The sequence below is a fragment of the Methylomonas koyamae genome (assembly GCF_019669905.1).
GTDB lineage: Bacteria > Pseudomonadota > Gammaproteobacteria > Methylococcales > Methylomonadaceae > Methylomonas > Methylomonas koyamae.
In genome coordinates this window covers 3,199,980-3,217,606 of sequence record NZ_AP019777.1, presented here as the reverse complement: position 1 = coordinate 3,217,606, position 17,627 = coordinate 3,199,980, and the positions used below count along the sequence as shown (strand labels likewise).

The window sequence follows — 17,627 nt, the reverse complement described above, 5'->3', positions numbered from 1 at the left end:
GCTAGGTTAGCGGCCGGGACGGTTTTCGTCGCGTTCCGTCGATACCACGGTGTACTCGGCGTCCAGGGTTTGCTCGGCCTGTTGGCGTTGGGCAGTGCGCCAGGCGCGCCAGACCTTGAAGCCCAAGATCGATAGCGGAATCAGCAGGATGGCAAACAGCGCGGAAAACACCAAGGTGCCTACGATGGCCCCGCCGATCATCGCCGGGATAGCCAACAGCTCGGTTAGGCGTTGCGACAGCGGTTTTGTTGCCGGCGGCAATTGCGCTTGGTCCGGGTTCGGGTTGATGACGACGACTTTTCTGTAGATTTTCAACATATGCTGCTCCCGCCGGATTCGGCGCCGAAAATGAGGGCCGGATCCGTGGCTTGCCAGACCGGATACTGTGCCATGATTTTGCCGAATAGCTCGGATTCGACGAAGTGTTGTAAAGCCGCCCGCAGCGCCGGATAAGGCGCTAGCGCGAACCAGGCGGCATCGACCGCGGCGAATTGGCGGACGAAGGGCAATATCGCCGCGTCGGCCAAGCCGAAACGGCGGCCGCAGAAACAACCGTTGCGCTGCAGGCGTTGCTCCAAGTCGGCCAAAAACAATTCGCCTTGTTCGCGGTAATGTTCCGCGCTGTGTTCCGGATAACGGTCGGCGTATTTGTACCGGTCCAGCCAGTATTTGAATTGGCTGTCGTTAACGGCAATTAACCGGTCGGCGTCGGCCCGGCTCGAAACGTTAAGCCAGTCTTGCGGATCGTGCCGGGTCAAGGCCCAAACCATGATATCCAGACTCTCGTCGATGACTTGGCCGTTCGCCAGCACTAATACCGGTACCGTGCCTTTGGGCGAGACTGCCAGCATAGCCGCCGGCTTGGCGCGCAGTTCGATTTCGCGCAGCGCAACGCAAATGCCGGCGGCGGCGATTGCCAAACGGGCGCGCATCGCATACGGGCAGCGGCGAAAACTGTACAGAATAGGGTAGCTGGAGTCGGTCATGGTTTTGCCGGGTTCGGCTGATCGATGGTCGTTGAGCAGGTTTTTCTGCGCCGATTGTAACAGGCGAAGCTCCTTCGTTTCGCTTCGGGTACGATTAAAACAGAGGCGGAAAAGGACACTAACCTGGACGCGGACAAAAGCCAAAGGCTGGTTTTTCAATCCCCTTTGGCGCGCAGGTTTCGAGCGGCATTGGGGTGTCTTTTGTTTTGGATACTTTACGACAAAACCTCAGCCTAAACCCCGTACCGCGGCTACGGCAAATCTGCCCCAGCGCAAACTCTGGTAAAATCGGACGTTTTTCTTAGCGCTCGCCTTCGCGCTATGGCAGCGTCGGCGCTCAGTCGGCCAGCTCTTGACTACTTAAGGACATTCCTTTGATTTCTACAGCTAACATCACGATGCAATTCGGGGCCAAGCCCCTGTTCGAAAACGTTTCCGTCAAGTTCGGCAACGGCAACCGTTACGGCTTGATCGGCGCCAACGGCTGCGGCAAGTCGACCTTCATGAAAATCCTCAGCGGCGATCTTGAGCCGACCTCGGGCAACGTCAGCATCGACGCCAATGAGCGGGTGGGTATCTTGCGCCAGAACCAGTTTGCCTACGAAGACCAGCGCGTGCTGGACGTGGTGATGATGGGCCACGCCGAAATGTGGGCGGCGATGTCGGAGCGCGACGCCATCTACGCCAATATGGAAGCCAGCGAAGACGATTACATGCGTGCCGCCGATCTAGAAACGGTATTCGCCGAATTCGGCGGCTACACCGCCGAAGCCCGGGCCGGCGAGTTATTGCTGGGTTTGGATATTCCATTGGAACAACATAACGGGCCGATGAGTGCGGTGGCGCCGGGCTGGAAATTGCGGGTGCTGTTGGCGCAAGCCTTGTTCTCCAACCCCGACATCATGCTGCTCGACGAGCCGACCAACAACCTGGACATCAACACCATCCGCTGGCTGGAAAATGTGCTGAACGAGCGCAACTCGACGATGGTCATCATCTCGCATGACCGGCATTTTCTGAACAGCGTTTGCACCCACATGGCCGATATGGATTACGGCGAATTGCGAGTGTATCCGGGCAATTACGACGATTACATGACTGCGGTGACGCAGGTGCGCGAGCAATTGTTGGCCAGCAATGCCAAGAAAAAAGCCCAGATTGCCGAGTTGCAAACCTTCGTCGCGCGTTTTTCCGCGAACGCTTCCAAAGCCAAGCAGGCTACGTCGCGGGCGCGGCAGTTGGAAAAAATCAAACTGGACGAAGTCAAACCGTCCAGCCGAGTCAATCCGTTTATTCGTTTCGACCAGGCTAAAAAGTTGTACCGTTTGGCCGTGGAAGCTAAAGATTTGGCTAAAGGCTACGGCGCGGAACCTTTATTTAAAAATCTGAACATGATGATCGCAGTCGGCGAGCGGGTGGCGGTGATCGGTCCGAACGGCATCGGGAAATCCACCTTGTTAAAAACCTTGGTCGGCGATTTGACGCCGGACAGCGGCGAAGTGAAATGGGCCGAGAACGCCGACGTCGGTTATTTCGCTCAGGATCACGCCGAAGATTTTGCCGAAGACATGTCGCTGATCGAATGGATGGGCCAATGGCGCAAGGAAACCGACGACGATCAAACCATTCGCGGCACGCTGGGGCGTTTGCTGTTTTCCAATGACGAAATTAACAAATCCGTCAAAGTCATTTCCGGTGGCGAGCAGGGCCGCATGCTGTTCGGCAAATTGATTCTGCAAAAAAACAATGTGATGGTGCTGGATGAACCGACCAACCACTTGGATATGGAATCGATCGAATCGTTGAATGCCGCGTTGGAAAATTATCCTGGCACGCTGATTTTCGTCAGTCACGACCGCGAATTCGTGTCGTCGCTGGCTACCCGCATCATCGAACTGACACCGAACGGCATCGTCGATTTCAGCGGCAGTTACGAGGATTATCTGAACAGCCAGAATATCGGCTGAGCCCGGATCAATCGCTGCGGCCGCCGCGCACGAACAAGGTAGCGCCGACATCGGTATACACCTCGCGATGCACGCTGCCGGCCGGCGCCAGTTGGTAGTCGCCGGCGCGTAGCAGCAGGTCGTCGATGAATAAATCGCCGTCCAGCATCATGCATTCCTGTTCGGTGTCGTGGCCGTGTGCCGGGCAGCGGGCGCCGGCCTCCAGCCGGTAAAAGCACGACTCGCGCTCGCCTTCGACCCACAAGCTTTTCTTGCGCACGCCGGGCGCGATCTCCGGCCAATCGTTTACGTCCGAGCCATGGGCGGTCAGCGACGGACCGGCGCCGAACGGCAACAAACCGCTTAACACTTCTTTCAACACCTCGCGGCTATCGCCCAGCGAAGTGCCACGCAGATAGGCCAGTGCGCCCCGCTCGGAGCAGATCGCGCCGTGCCGGCTGCCGGCCGCGGCGGCATGGTAATCCAGCGGCCCCAAACGTAAATCGCCCATCGCCAAATCGCCGCGCAGCACGATGCCTTCCTCCAGGCTGTTATGCCGGTGCGGAATCAGGCTGGCGCCGGCGGCGAATTCGATCAACACCGAGCGGCCCAGAGCGCCGCCGTCCCACAACGGTTTGACCCGGATGCCGGTTTTCAAGGTTTGCCATACGCCGTCCTTGGCCCGCACCGTGGTCAGACCGGCCTGTTTGGCGACGGCGGTCGCCACTTGCGCCATCAGGCCTTGGCGCATCGCGCTGCGGCGGTTGCCGGCCAGCGGCAGCGGCGCAATATTCTCCGCCAAAAGATTGCGAATTGGCGCCAGCTCGTCGTCTTCAGAGCCGGACAAAGGCGGCTGTTGTTCAATCATCGGTTCGATCAACCTCGCCGAAATCGGCTGTCAATAAATGCTGCATACTCTGTAACGCGCGGCGGATGTGCGACTTGACGGTACCCAACGGCAGGCCGCAGCTCTCGGCGATTTCGTCGTGGCTTAAGCCTCTGAAGAATGCCAAGGCCAGCAACTGCCGCGGTAGCGGTTCCAGTTGCGCCAATGCCGCGTGCAAGATGTGCCCTTGCTGCACGGCGCCGAGCAGATCGGCCGGCCGCTGCGCCGCCGGTGCGGCGAGGGCGGCCAAAGTTTCCTCTTCCAGTTCGGTCTGCTTGCTATCCAATTGCCTCAACGCGTCCAACGCCCGGCTGCGCGCCATCGTCATGACCCAAGCCCTAACCGAACCGCGCGCCGGGTCGAAACGCGGCGCCTGCCGCCAGACCTGCCAGAAGGTGTCCTGCGCCACTTCCTCCGCAATTTGCGCCCGGCCGGTAATCCGCAACGCCAATCCGTACACTTGCTCGACCAGACAATCGTAGAGTCGTTCCAGCGCCGACTGATCTTGATCGACGATGGCGGCAATCCAGCTCTGCAATTGGGCTTCGTCGGCCGGAACCGTGCGCGGTGCCTCCGCCGGCTGGTCTTGGTCTGTTTGGTCCCAATCGTTGTCCGCCATCGCTACTTACTCCGTTACGGTAAATACGCGGCGAACGCCGCCATAGATGCAGGACAGGGGAGGGTAGACGCTGAATTTTGCGAACTGGCAGGCATATTCAACCGATGCGGTCGGCAAGTTGGGGTGAGCGTCTTCGGCGCAAGGCTGAAGGAAATTGGATTTCTCGGGCCACTATAAAGCAGCTTTCGCCGGCCTGGCAAACGTGCCTGATGAATCCGCCGGCTCAAGCTGTTGAAACACGTCGGTTTTTCCAAGATATCGACCGTCCGCAACCCACCACTTAAGAATTTCCGCCGAAATTTTTTTGCCGCTCTGCATCCGCGGCCGAATTCGCTGCGTATTGAAGATTGCAAGCCAGTCGTTGGGCCGCGTCGCGACCCGGCGGCTGAGTTTGCCTATCCCAACCACTCTTTTGCGGAGCAAATCATGAAAAAGACTCTTTGCGCGGCAGCCTTGGCCGCGAGCTTAAGCGCGGCCGGAACGGCCGCCGGCGCCGACTTCGACTTTAGCGGCAGTTTTGCCAACGACAACGACGTATTGCGTTTCAACTTCACGCTCGGTGCCCCCGGCGTCGTCACCTTGTTCACCTCGTCCTGGCTCGGCGGCGGCTTCGATCCGATTGTCAGCGTGTGGGACAGCGGCGGCAACCAATTGGCGGAACAGGACGACGGCTTTCCCGGCGGCAGCCAAGTCTCCAACGGCACGCTTTTCGATTACGGCGAGTTCGACAGCTATCTGGCTGTGAATCTGGCCGCCGGCGACTATCTGGCGACGTTAACCCAATACGACAATTTCTCGGTCGGCACGGCGTTGGCGGACGGCTTCTTGCGCGACGCCGATCCGAATTTCACTGCCGCATTCGGTTGCAGCAACGGCCGTTTCTGCGCTGGCAGCCTGTTCGACAGCAACAACAATCCGGTCGAGCCGAACCGCACGGCGGCCTGGGAATTCCACATTGTCAACGTCGATGCCGCGCAGGCGGCCACGGTGCCGGAACCGCCCACCCTGATGCTGCTGGGCTTGTCCGGGCTGTTTATGCTGGGCGGCCGCTACGCCAAACCCAAAAACGGCCGCCGCTATTTGTGCGGCGAGCCGAGTGCCGGTTCCGCAAAAATTTCCGTTGCCTTGCATCCGCAAAGCGCGCCGGCGCGTATTGCCTGATGCGGAGCTTGTATCCGCTTATTGAATCCACAGGAGACCGATTATGAAACCAAACGACTCATTCAGCCGCTGGCCGCTGGCACTGCTGGCCGGCGCCATCATCAATCTGGCCGGCATGGCCGTAGCGGACGCCGCCAACCACCGCGAGGCGCCGTTGACGGCGCTGGACAGCAAGGCCGACATTACCGACTGGTACGCCTTCGTCAGCTACGACGATCCGAGCAAAGTGACGATGATACTCAACGTCGATCCGTTGCTGGAGCCCAGCAACGGTCCCAACTACTTTCCGTTCGACCCGGAGATTCTCTACGAGATGAAAGTCGATAACGACTTCGACGCCGAAGAAGACCTCACGCTGCAATTTCGCTTTAAAACCGAAAACCGCTTGCCCGGCGTGTTTACCGGTTTCGTCGGTGCCGGTAACGGCATTTTCGCGCCGGCCAATTCGCCGGCGCCGGTGGCTCCGGGCAGTCCGATCGTGCCGCCGGCCATCACGGCGCTGGACGGTCCCGGTTCCGAGGGCCTGGGTCTGCGCCAAAGCTACAGCGTGACGTTAATCAAAGGCAAGGGCGCCAATCGCCAAGTCATCGACTTGAGCCAACAACAGAAGCTGTATGCGGTGCCGTCCAACGTCGGGCCGCGCACGATGCCGAATTACACCGATCTGGCCCGGCAGGGGATTTACGACTTGGGCGGCGGCGTACGAGTGTTTGCCGGCACGGTGGACGATCCGTTTTACATCGATTTGGGCGCGGCGTTCGATACCTTTAATTTTCGCGGCGACGCCTTCGGTACTGGGATTCCCGGCGTGTTTTCCGACGGCCAGGCCGCCGACAACGGCAACAACTACGCGCCGGACGACGTGGCCGGCTTCAATGTCAATTCCATTGCCATCGAACTGCCGATCGCGCTCCTGACCCAGGACGGCAAACAACATGCCGCCAGCGATGCGTTGGCCGTGATCGGCACCTATGCCACTACCTCGCGGCCGCGCACCAAGGCCTATGCCGACAAACCGGGCGGTAAACCCAAGTTGGCGAACGCTTACGCGCAGATCCAGCGCATGGGTAACCCGTTGATCAACGAGTTGTTGATCGGCACCGGCGACAAAGACAAATTCAGCATGAGCGATCCGAAAAACGACGCCGCGTTCGCCAATTACCTGCTCGATCCGCTGTTGGCGCGGGTGTTGAATGCCGCCTACGGCGGTGCGTTGCCGATTCCGGCGCCGCCGCGGCTGGACTTGGCGCCGCTGGTATTTTACGCCGCACCGATTTGCCCAGGCTGCTCGGCCGGACAGAGCGGACCCTTGGCCGACCTGTTGCGGCTGAATACCGGCATCGGCCCGACCGTGGCGGCAGCGCGGCAGCGTATGGGCTTTCTGGCCGGGGACAATGCCGGTTTCCCGAACGGGCGCCGAGTATCCGACGACGTCACCGATATCGCCGCCCAAGCCGTGGCCGGGGTGTTGAACCCGGCGTTCAATACCTTTCCCAACAACCGGGTCGCCGACGGCGTCAACGGCAACGACCGTATCTACCAGGAAACCTTTCCTTACGTCGCCTTCGCCAACAGCGGCCGGCACAGCCGGCACGTCGATCCGGGCGAAGCCGGTTGCGTCAACCCAGTCAGCGGCTTACCCGGCAATTGCACGAGCAATTGACCTTCGTTATCAACCGCGGAGGCGGCGCGGCCGCCTCCCTTTGCCGAGGAGAATGACGATGTTTAATCGCTGGAGAATGGGCTGGATGGTGTTGACTGTGGCGCTGCAGCCTTGTTGGGCCGACGCGTTCGTGCCGGCCGACGCCGGTCAGGTGATCGAGACCTTGCCGGCCCGCGGTAGCCATTGGCTGGAACTGCGCGGCTTGCGCCAGCAAGTCGCCGCCCAGCCCCAAGCTTTGCCGCCGGTACTGCAACTGGCGCGGCGCTATATCGAACTGGGCCGGGCCGAGGCCGATCCGCGTTATTTCGGCTATGCCGAAGCCGCTTTGCAACCATGGTTGGCTCGGCAAGCCGCCGACCCGGAAGTGTTGACGCTGCAAGCGACCTTGCTGCAAAACCGGCACGAATTCGCGCCGGCGCTGGCCTTGCTGGAAAGGGCTTTGGCACTGCGGCCCCGGCTGGCCCAGGCCTGGTTGACCCGGGCGGCGATTCTGGAAGTGCAAGGCGACTATGCCGCCGCCGGCCGTAGTTGCCTGCCGCTGGCGAAAACCGCGGCGCCGCTGGTCAGCGCGGTCTGCATCGATTCGGTAATCAGCCTGACCGGGCAGGGCGATGCGGCTTACCGCCAGTTGCAACAAGCGTTGGCGAATGCAAACGAAGCGTCGGCAACCGACCGGCAATGGGCATTTACCACCTTAGCCGAAATCGCCGAGCGCAACGGCGACCTGGCCGCGGCCGAGCGCCATTACCGGCAGGCGTTGGCCAGCGCGGAGGCCGACGGCTATTTGCTGGCTGCCTATGCCGACTTTCTGTTGGACCGGCAGCGGTATGCCGAATTGGTCGAGCTGTTGGCCGACCATACCCGCGCCGATCCGTTGTTGTTGCGGCTAACGCTTGCGGAACGGCATTTGCCGCAGCGGGACGCCGCCGCCCATACCGATGCGTTACAGGCGCGGTTTGCCGCGTTGCGCATGCGCGGCGACAGCCGCCACCAAGCCGACGAAGCCCGGTTTCTGTTGCATCTGCGCAATCAGGCCGGTGCCGCATTCGCGCTGGCGCAAGCCAATTGGCAAATCCAACGCGAGCCACGCGACACCCGGATTTTGCTGGAAGCGGCGCTGGCCGCCGGCAAAAGCCGGACCGAGTTGCGGCCGGTGCTGGATTTTCTGGCGCGTACCGGTTTGCAGGATAGCCGCTTACAGCCGTTGATCGCCCAGTTCGGCGGGGAGGGAGTATGAAGAACTGGGCCTTACTCTGCTTATGGTTGTGCTGCTCCGCCCCGGCCATGGCGCATAAAGCCAGCGACAGCTATTTGAGTCTGGACCCGGCCCGCCTGCAAGGCCGCTGGGATATCGCCTTGCGCGACCTGGATTACGCACTGGGCCTGGACGCAAACGGCGACGGCGCGCTTACCTGGGGCGAATTGCGCAACATGAGCGATGCCGTATTCGCTTATGCCATGCAACGGCTGAGCGTTGCCAGTGCCGGCCGGGATTGCGCGTTACAGCCGGGCCAATTGCAGGTCGCTAGCCATAGCGATGGCAACTACGCCGTATTGAATTTTGCGCTTTCCTGTCCGGACTTGGCCGGGACCTGGGCGCTGGATTACCGTTTGTTTTTCGATCTGGACGCCCAGCACCGCGGTCTGTTCAGTTGGGCCGGCAGCGCCGGCCGGCCGGCTATATTCGGCCCGGACTCGCAGCGGCAGACGTTCGACGTTGCGACCGAACACAGCCTTTGGCAGGTATTGGCGAGTTTTGCCGGGGAGGGCGCGCACCATATCCTGATCGGCTACGACCATCTGCTGTTTTTGTTCAGCCTGTTGCTGCCGGCCGGACTGGCCTGGGACCGAACCGGCTGGCGCGCGGTCGGCAGTTGGCGCGCGGCTGCGCTGGAGGTCGCCGCCGTCGTCACCGCATTTACGTTGGCGCATTCGTTAACCTTGAGCCTGACCGCATTGCATGTCATCGCCTTGCCGGCGCGCTGGGTCGAAGCGGCCATCGCCGCATCGGTGGCGCTGGCGGCGCTGAACAATATCTACCCGCTGTTGGCGCGGCGCCGGGCCTGGCTGGCGTTCGGTTTCGGTTTGATCCATGGCATGGGTATCGCCAGCGTGTTATTGGATATCGGCAACGGGAGCAGTTCGCCAATTGCGGCTTTGCTGGGCTTCAACCTTGGCGTCGAGGCCGGACAACTGGTGGTCGTGGCGCTAGCGTTTCCGCTGGTGGTATACGCCGGCCGTTTCGCCGCGTATCCGGGTTCGGCCATGCGCTGGAGCTCGGCGGCGATTGCGGCGCTGGCCTGCATTTGGCTGGCCGAGCGCAGTCTGGAGATCAGTTTGCAGATTTTCTGAGCGGATTCCGCTGCGGTGAGAGGATGCTGTTTGGCGCAATCCGCGCCGATGTAAGGTTTAAGTTTTGCGTCCCGGCGAATCCTGAGCCGGGCGGCCGAAGGCCGGCGCGGTTAAAACGCCCCGGCTATCGGCTTGGGAAATAGCTTTAACCGTTGCTGGCTTTGAAATGGCCTACCGCTTCCTCGGCGTGTTTGGTGGCCACGTCGGCGTGGTTTTGTTTACCGTGGGCAATCGATTCTTCCAACGATTTGATGCCGGCGGATACATGGGTTTTCGCCGAACCGCTGGCTACGCCTTCGGCTTGTTTGGCGTGGTCCAGCGCCTTGCCGGCATGTTCGACCAACTGCTCGGCGTGACCGGATTGGCCGTGAGTCACGGCGTGCTCGGAATGTTTCAACGCTTCGGCCGCGTGCTCTTCGGCAAATACGCCGGTGCTGGTTAACAGTAAGGCGCTGATAATCGCGATTTTTTTCATAGGAAAGTCCCCCGTTATTGGATTGGTTTGTTTAAAAAGTGAATTCGACACCGGTTACGCAAAGGTTGGCCAAGGCTAATCGAGACATGCGCGGCGCCGTAATGGAATACACAAATTGCGTGCCAGAGCTAATGCTCTGATTTTATTGGCGATTTAAATAACAATGCCCGGAATATGTTTTTGCCGGCGCAAGTGTTGTTGCAGGGTTGTTGCCGTGGCAGCAGCCGTCGCCGCTTGTACCCACTAGCGCTGCCGCTTATTTGGCCGGCGCCGGCACCGATGTTGCCGGGCCGATGCCGACAATTTGCAGGATGGTGTCTTCGTCCTTGGCGCCGTCGTGGAGGGCCTTCCATTCGTTTACAGGCCGGGCTGGGCCGGCGCTAATACCGGGTTTCGCTGGCAGTGCCGAAGGCGCCGTAATTTGGGTGCCTGCTGTTGCGCAGTCGGGTGGTTAGAAGATATCCGGCACAACTAGTGCCTGATGTTGTGAATATTGAATAATCTCTTGATTTATCGATGGCATTTGCCAGTTATGGGCTATCAAGAAATTTCGGACGATTGTTGGGAGCTTGTTGAGCCCTTACTGGAACGGTTCAAACGCCTAAAGCCCGGTGGTTCAAAACCGCGAGAGTTCCGAGTCCTATTGAACGGTAGCTTCTATCTCCTCAAAACAGGTTGCCAGCGGGCGTTTTTTCAAAACTAAGCGTTTATAGGCTCTAAATTCAATACGATAAGTCAAGCTTCAATGTTTGGCTTGAGATTTGCATGTCTGCTCGGATAATTTAACAGCGCTCAATGTAATTCTTCGATCCATTGATGACTTTGTCCCGTAAGAACTGCTCCATTGCTACTGCCGGCATCGGCCTAGCGAAGAAGTAACCTTGAACTTCGTCGCAACCGAGCGTTCGCAGGACATCCAATTGCGCTTTGGTTTCGACACCTTCGGCAATGACAACCAGCCCAAGGCTATGCCCAAGATTAATGGTAGCGGAAGCGATTGCTTGATCGTCCCGGTTTTCGACCACGTCACGCACAAACGACTGGTCAATTTTTAATCTGTCCAATGGAAAGCGCTTCAGATAAGACAGGCTCGAATACCCGGTTCCGAAGTCATCGACTGCAATCTTCACCCCCATGGCCTTCAACTCATGCAAGACGCCCAGCGTCTTTTCCACATCCTGCACCAGGATACTTTCGGTAATCTCGACTTCCAAACTCGTCGCCGGCATCTCAGTCTCTCGCAGGGTTTTGCTGATCAAACGCAACACATTGTCATGCGAAAACTGGCGTACGGATAGATTGACGGAAATCGGCACGTCGACCAGACCGGTTAACTGCCAAGCTCGATTCTGCCGGCATGCTTCCTTCAATACCCATTCGCCTATCGGCACAATAAGGCCGGTTTCCTCGGCAATCGGAATAAATTTGGCCGGTGAGATGAAACCCGTGTCCGGATGTTGCCAACGGATCAATGCCTCCATGCCTATGACACGGCCATCGGACAGATCGATTTGCGGCTGGTAGTACAACGAAAACTGATTGTTAACGCGTGCCTGCCGCAAGGCGTTTTCCAGCAACAGACGCTCCATCGCGCCGGCGTTCATTTCCGCAGAGAAAAAATGGAATGCATTGCGTCCCGATTCCTTTGCCTTATACATGGCAATGTCGGCATTTTTTAGCAACTCATCGAAACCGCCCCCATCCTTGGGAAAAATGCCGATGCCAATGCTGCAAGTAATCCGTAACGAATGTCCGGCAATGTCATAAGGTTCGGCCAACTCCGCCAACAACTTCCGAGCGACGCGGGCCGCGGTAGAGGCGCCGGCGGACAGAAGCAATAAGAACTCGTCACCGCCGAGGCGGCACACGGTATCCGTGTCGCGCACGAGTTGACATAGGCGCTCCGCCATGATCTGTAGCAATTGGTCGCCTACGATATGGCCCAGCGAATCGTTGATGTTCTTGAAACGATCGAGATCGATAAAAAATAAGGCAAGCTCGGTCTGATTGCGTTGCGCCAGGGCTAATGCCTTTTGCGCCTGCTCGCGCATGAGTATTCTGTTCGGAATTCCCGTCAGGGCATCGTAATAGGCCAATTGCTTGATGCGTTGTTCGGCTTCCTTGTGTTGCGTAATATCGGCCGATATTTTGACATAGTGGGTAACACCGCCGTTATCAGCGCGGACTGACGAGATTGCGGTCAGGGAGGGATAGCTGTCACCGCTCTTATGCCGCACCCAAAGCTCGCCTTGCCAATAGCCCAGGCTATTAATGTGTTGCCACATGGTTTCGTAGTACGCATGGTCATGATGCCCGGATTTGAAAATCCTGACATGTTGCCCTATGGACTCTTCGGCGCTGTAGCCGGTCATTTCCGCAAAAGCCTTATTGACGGCAACAATATTGAGATTGACATCGGTGACGACGATGGATTCGTGACTCGAGTCGAAAACGGATGCCAAGAGACGCAAATGTTCCTCGCTGGACTTACGTTCTGATATATCGGAATGCGTGCCGATAAAACGTAAGGGATTTCCGTCTGCATCATGCGCTACCACGGCGCCAATCGCCGAGATCCATTTCCAATCGCCGTCCGCGGTGCGCTTGCGAAATTCGGCGCGGAAATGCTCCCGGTTGCCGGAAATGCAGTCGTTGTAAGCGTTCAACCACGCCTTGCGGTCATCGGGATGAATGTGTTCGAAATAGCTCTCGGCGTCTTCTTCAAAACCTGTCGGTTCATAGCCCAGCATGGCGGCGTATTCAGAATTGTAAGTCCTCTCGCCGGTCTTGATGTTGACATCGTAAATGCCCAATTTGGATGAAGCAATGGCCAAATTGAGGCGCATCTCGCTTTCGCGAACGGCGTTTTCAGCCAATTGACGCTTTTCTTCATGGACGAAACGATCCAGCGCGACAGAAATGTCGATCGTCATATCCTCCAATAAACGAACGATGTCCTCGGTAAAAAAGTTCACTTCATTAGCATAAAGCGTCAAAACGCCGATAACCTGTCCCTGCTGTCGTAACGGAAATGAGCCGGCCGAGTGTATGCCGAAAGACTTGGCGGCAGCCCGCCAAGGGGCGGTTCTTGGATCGTGCTGATAGTCGTTGCTGAGCTGGTGGCTGTCTTCGTTTAGCGCCAACCCGCAAGGCCCAGATCCTTCCGGCAGAAGCGGATCGCACGATATCAAAAGGTTGTCGACATAGGATGAACTGGGGCCATATACCGCTACAGGTCGCAAACGCTGCCTCTTTGCGTCGACCAAGCCAATCCAAGCGCACGCCAGCTCGCTGAATTCGACAGCAATGCGGACGATATTGGCAAATAATTCCGTTCTGGATTGAACGCGGACGATGACTTCGTTAGTCTCGGCCAGCGTGGCATATAGCTTGTTGAGCCGCTCAATGCGTTGTTCCGCCTGTTTCCGCTTGCTGATGTCCTGAACGGTACCGAGCGAACGCAGCGGCGTGCCGGCGGCGTCATACTCGGTCAGCCCGCGGGCATGAAGATATTTAATGCGCCCATCGGCCATCAGCAGTCGATATTCCACGTCCAAAATCGTCTTATTCTGCAGTGACTCGGTATAGGCTTGGTTGACAGCCTCCCGGTCATGCGGATGCACGCGCTCCTCAAAATACTGATAGCTCGCGCCGAACGTTTCGGGCGATGTTTCGAAGATGCGGTGTACATCGTCGGACCACATCAGTTGATTGCTGCCGAAACACAGTTCCCAATGCCCGAGTTCGGCCAGTTTCTGAGCTTCGGCCAAACGCGCCTGACTGATGCGCAATGCATCCTCGGTCTGCTTTCTTTCGGTAATGTCTCGCAGAAAGGCCAATAATCGACCGTCGGGTAATTGCCGGGCATTAATCTCGCCCACAAAAATCGAACCATCCTTACGGCGGAAACGCCATTCGCTTTTAACCGCGGCGCCTTCGCCCAAGCGGGCCAGTTCCGGTGTTATACGCAATACTTCCTCGGGAGAGAGCAAGTCTGCGATCGACATTTGCAATATCTCCTCCCGCGAATAACCCAACATTTCACAGCCGGCCGCATTGACATCGAGATAGACCCCATTGGCATCGGCAGTAAGAATGCCGTCCGATGCCTGTTCAACCAGCGTGCGAAAACGTTGTTCGCTGGCGAGCAATTCCGCATCGCGTTGCTTGCGATCAGTTGTGTCGCGGATATTACTGAAAACCAGTAGGCCATCATCGATCTGCAGCGGACTTAAACTCATCTCGATCGGAAATTCGGTACCGTCCTTCCGTAGACCATACAACTCCATGCTCGCGCCCATGGACCGCACCCGCGGGCTGGCAACATAACCTTGACGATGCCCGGGATGTTGTTCCCGCAAGCGGGCCGGCATGAGTTTTTCGACCGGCTGGTTGAGCAGCTCCTGACGCGGATAACCGAATATTTTCTCTGTCTGCGAATTGACCAATACGATTTGACCGCCTTCATTGACGACCACCATGGCATCCGGCGCCGATTCCAGCAGGCCTCTGAATTTCCTTTCAGCGGCACGCTGGGCATTGATATCTCTGACCACGACGACGGCTCCGACCAGGCCGCCGGAGGTCCCTATCACGGGAGCGGCGCTGTAGTCGATGGGTATGGCTCGTCCATTGCGATCGATTAACAAACAGGCTTCGCTAAAGGTGGCAACGGACTTTGTTTGCAGCACCTGAATAAGTGGATTTTCGAATGTGCGCTGAGTGACTTCGTCAACCAGCGTTAAAACGCTTTCGACAGCAGCACCGTGCGCTTCCGAAAGACGCCATCCGGTTAGCTTTTCGGCTACGGGATTCAGGAAACGCAGGCGGGCGTGCTCATCGGTGACGATAACGCCGTCGCTAATGCTGGCTAATATGGTCGCATAGGTAATCTGGCTGTCCTGGAGCAGCTTCTCCACACTGTGGCGATGCAGCGCCATGGGGATGGAGGCCATTAGCTCTCGTTCTTGGAACGGTTTAAGTATGTAGCCGAATTGCGCGATGTTTTTAGCACGATGGAGGGTGGCATGATCGGCGTGCGCCGTCACATAGACCACAGGAATATGTAGCTGCCGATAAATGCGCTCCGCGGTTTCGATGCCATCCATCTCGCCTTTGAGCTGGATGTCCATTAACACCAGATCGGGCCGGGTTTGTTCGGCGATACTGATGGCCGTAGGCCCGGTGTCAGCAATACCGGCGACCTGATAACCCAAGCGTTGTAACCGATCTTGCATTTCCTCGGCGATAAGGGCTTCGTCCTCGACGATTAAAATGCGTTTACCCAAAGTCTGATTATTGTCTGTCATTATGATGATGATCCAATCGCACGGTAAGTCGTGCTTCCGTTCCTGGATGCGTGGCTGCAAATTCGAAGTGCCCGCCAACTTGGCGAGTCAAAGACCGAATCAGGCGTAGTCCCAGCGACGGACAGGTCTCGATATTGAGCCCGGTAGGTAACCCGATACCATTATCGCTCACAAGCAACCTGAATACGCGATCGTTATCGGTAAAGCGTAAGCCTAATCCGATCATACCCTGTTGCCCGTTCGGGAAGGCATGCTTGATGGCGTTGGTCAGCAATTCGTTCAAGATCAAGCCGCATGGCACCGCCAAATCTATGCCGATTAGAAGGGTATCCATGTCTGTCGTTAATTGAATCTGGTTGGTGGTTAGTCCATAGGTATGAATCAATTGTTCACTAAGATTACGTGCATACTCGGCAAAATTGACCGCTGCGAAATTTTCCGAACCATAGAGGCTTTCATGCACCAAAGCCATCGAACGCACCCTGTCCTGACATTCCTGCAAAATTTTCAGCATCAGTTCGTCAGTCGTGTAGGTCGACTGCAGGTAAAACAGACTGGAAATCACGGCCAAGTTGTTCTTGACGCGATGATGCACCTCCTTAAGCAGCACTTCTTTTTCCCGCAGAGACTCCAGAATCTTTTTCTCCGCTTGCGTGCGCTCGCTAATATCCCGAATGGCGCTGGATATCAAAACGCCTTCTTCGGTTTCTAACGGGCTCAGACTGATCTCGATCGGAAATTCCGAGCCATCCTTCCGCAAGCCGTACAGTTCCAAGCCAACGCCCATCGGACGGACCCTGGGATTTGCAAAATAACCCTTGCGATGGCCTGGATGATGCTCGCGCATTCGTTGGGGCATGAGTGTTTCAACCGGTTTCCCCAGCAGCTCATCGCGCGGGTAGCCGAACATTTTTTCTGTCTGCGAATTCACCAATACGATTTGGCCATTGGCATTGACGATCACCATGGCATCCGGGGCCGACTCGAGCAAACCCCGGAATTTTTTCTCGGCGCGCCGGCGTCCGGTGATGTCGGCAACGATCTTAGACGCGCCGATGACATTACCGTCGGCGTCTTTTACCGGCGACATGGTCAGCCATACTTCGATCAACGTACCGTCCTTACGTTGTCTGACGCTTTCGTAAGGCTCGACACGCGCGTCATTGCGGATCAAATTTAAGATGCGAGATTCTTCCTCTAAGCGATCCGGCGGGATCAGCATCTTGATGTTCTGTCCAATCACCTCGTCCGATCGGTAGCCAAATAGGCGTTCTGCGGCGGGATTCCAACTCAAAATCGTACCATCCAGCTTTTTGCCGATGATGGCATCGGTTGCCGATTCCACAATGGCGGCAAGACGCGAACGCTCGTTTTCAGCGCTCCTGCGCCGGCTAATATCGCGAATGGCGCTGGATATCAAAACACCTTCTTCGGTCTCTAACGGACTCAGACTGATCTCGATCGGAAATTCCGAGCCATCCTTCCGCAAACCGTACAATTCCAAGCCGGCGCCCATCGGACGGACCCTAGGACCCGCAAAATAACCGTTGCGATGGTCTGAATGATGCGTACGAAAGCGTTTCGGCATCAGTGTTTCAACCGGTTTCCCCAGCAGCTCGTCGCGCCGGTAGCCGAACATTATTTCTGTCTGCGAATTCACCAATACAATGTGGCCGTTGGCATCGACGATCACCATCGCATCCGGGGCCGACTCGAGCAAACCACGAAACTTCTTTTCCGCACGATGTCGCTCAGTAATGTCGCGGACCACACATAAAACGGCGCTTTCCGCTTCGACACCGATAGGACTGAGCATGATGTCGACCGGAAATTCGCTGTTATCCTTGCGACGACCGAATAACTCCAGACCAGCCCCCATGGGGCGCGATCTGGGATTTTTAAAGTAGTCCGAACGGTGCTTGACATGATGGGAGGCGAACTGACTGGGGATCAGGATTTCGATTTCCTTACCAACCAGTTCATCGCGGTCGTAGCCAAACATCCGTTCCGCTTGCTCGTTTACCACCGAAATACTCCCAAATTTATTAATAACCAATAAACCATCGGGAGTAGACTCAAAAATGCGTTTATAGGGGTCCATATTACGAATAGGCGTGTTAAATGACTGATGATAGGCAAGCCAAAAGCCCGAAATTGGGCATCGGCTTAGTCCTGACGGACGCTCAAAAATAGCAGGTGTTTCACTTAATCGGTTGTTCAATTTTTCGGT

At 57.3% G+C, this 17,627-nt stretch carries 12 protein-coding genes; 5 read left to right on the top strand and 7 right to left on the bottom strand.

Annotation, left to right across the window (positions count from 1 at the left end; genetic code table 11):
• Positions 1 to 6: 6 nt before the first annotated feature.
• Positions 7 to 318, bottom strand: coding sequence for a hypothetical protein (locus tag MKFW12EY_RS14380; RefSeq protein ID WP_054762937.1), 312 nt, complete (start codon positions 316 to 318; stop codon positions 7 to 9).
• Positions 312 to 986 (bottom strand): glutathione S-transferase, encoded by a 675-nt coding sequence (locus tag MKFW12EY_RS14375; protein WP_221053245.1) that lies wholly within the window; start codon positions 984 to 986, stop codon positions 312 to 314. The genes MKFW12EY_RS14380 and MKFW12EY_RS14375 overlap by 7 nt, the downstream gene beginning before the upstream one ends.
• A gap of 374 nt (positions 987 to 1,360) precedes the next feature.
• Here MKFW12EY_RS14375 and MKFW12EY_RS14370 point away from each other — a divergent pair, with 374 nt between their 5' ends.
• On the top strand, positions 1,361 to 2,953 hold the full coding sequence (locus MKFW12EY_RS14370; protein WP_054762943.1) for an ABC-F family ATPase: 1,593 nt from the start codon (positions 1,361 to 1,363) through the stop codon (positions 2,951 to 2,953).
• Between the two features lie 7 nt (positions 2,954 to 2,960).
• Here the strand turns inward: MKFW12EY_RS14370 and MKFW12EY_RS14365 are convergent, their stop codons facing one another.
• Positions 2,961 to 3,800 (bottom strand): cupin domain-containing protein, encoded by an 840-nt coding sequence (locus MKFW12EY_RS14365; protein ID WP_221053244.1) that lies wholly within the window; start codon positions 3,798 to 3,800, stop codon positions 2,961 to 2,963.
• The gene (locus MKFW12EY_RS14360) at positions 3,793 to 4,437 is read right to left on the bottom strand and encodes a sigma-70 family RNA polymerase sigma factor (protein ID WP_221053243.1); all 645 of its coding nucleotides are present in this window, start codon (positions 4,435 to 4,437) and stop codon (positions 3,793 to 3,795) included. Before MKFW12EY_RS14360 ends, MKFW12EY_RS14365 begins: the two co-directional genes overlap by 8 nt.
• A gap of 426 nt (positions 4,438 to 4,863) precedes the next feature.
• Between MKFW12EY_RS14360 and MKFW12EY_RS14355 the strand changes: the two genes are divergently transcribed.
• The 4 genes from MKFW12EY_RS14355 to MKFW12EY_RS14340 are packed head-to-tail and all read left to right on the top strand — an operon-like array spanning position 4,864 to position 9,613.
• Entirely contained in the window at positions 4,864 to 5,598 is a 735-nt protein-coding gene (locus MKFW12EY_RS14355) for a DVUA0089 family protein (protein ID WP_221053242.1), read from the top strand.
• 43 nt (positions 5,599 to 5,641) lie between these two features.
• Positions 5,642 to 7,261: a DUF4331 domain-containing protein gene (locus MKFW12EY_RS14350; RefSeq protein ID WP_221053241.1), complete on the top strand. Its 1,620-nt coding sequence runs from the start codon at positions 5,642 to 5,644 to the stop codon at positions 7,259 to 7,261.
• Positions 7,262 to 7,319: 58 nt separating this feature from the next.
• The gene (locus tag MKFW12EY_RS14345) at positions 7,320 to 8,498 is read left to right on the top strand and encodes a tetratricopeptide repeat protein (RefSeq protein WP_157199459.1); all 1,179 of its coding nucleotides are present in this window, start codon (positions 7,320 to 7,322) and stop codon (positions 8,496 to 8,498) included.
• A complete protein-coding gene (locus tag MKFW12EY_RS14340) occupies positions 8,495 to 9,613 on the top strand; it encodes a HupE/UreJ family protein (protein WP_054762735.1) in 1,119 nt (372 codons plus the stop codon). The genes MKFW12EY_RS14345 and MKFW12EY_RS14340 overlap by 4 nt, the downstream gene beginning before the upstream one ends.
• A gap of 145 nt (positions 9,614 to 9,758) precedes the next feature.
• On the opposite strand, the gene smbP is transcribed toward MKFW12EY_RS14340, so the two are convergent.
• The 3 genes from smbP to MKFW12EY_RS14325 form a co-directional block, all read right to left on the bottom strand.
• Positions 9,759 to 10,088: a small metal-binding protein SmbP gene (gene smbP, locus MKFW12EY_RS14335; RefSeq protein WP_054762737.1), complete on the bottom strand. Its 330-nt coding sequence runs from the start codon at positions 10,086 to 10,088 to the stop codon at positions 9,759 to 9,761.
• A gap of 782 nt (positions 10,089 to 10,870) precedes the next feature.
• Positions 10,871 to 15,397 carry a PAS domain S-box protein gene (locus tag MKFW12EY_RS14330; RefSeq protein ID WP_221053240.1) on the bottom strand — a complete coding sequence of 1,509 codons (4,527 nt, stop codon included), beginning with the start codon at positions 15,395 to 15,397 and terminating at the stop codon, positions 10,871 to 10,873.
• Entirely contained in the window at positions 15,384 to 17,498 is a 2,115-nt protein-coding gene (locus MKFW12EY_RS14325; protein ID WP_221053239.1) for a PAS domain S-box protein, read from the bottom strand. The genes MKFW12EY_RS14330 and MKFW12EY_RS14325 overlap by 14 nt, the downstream gene beginning before the upstream one ends.
• Between the last annotated feature and the right edge of the window lie 129 nt (positions 17,499 to 17,627).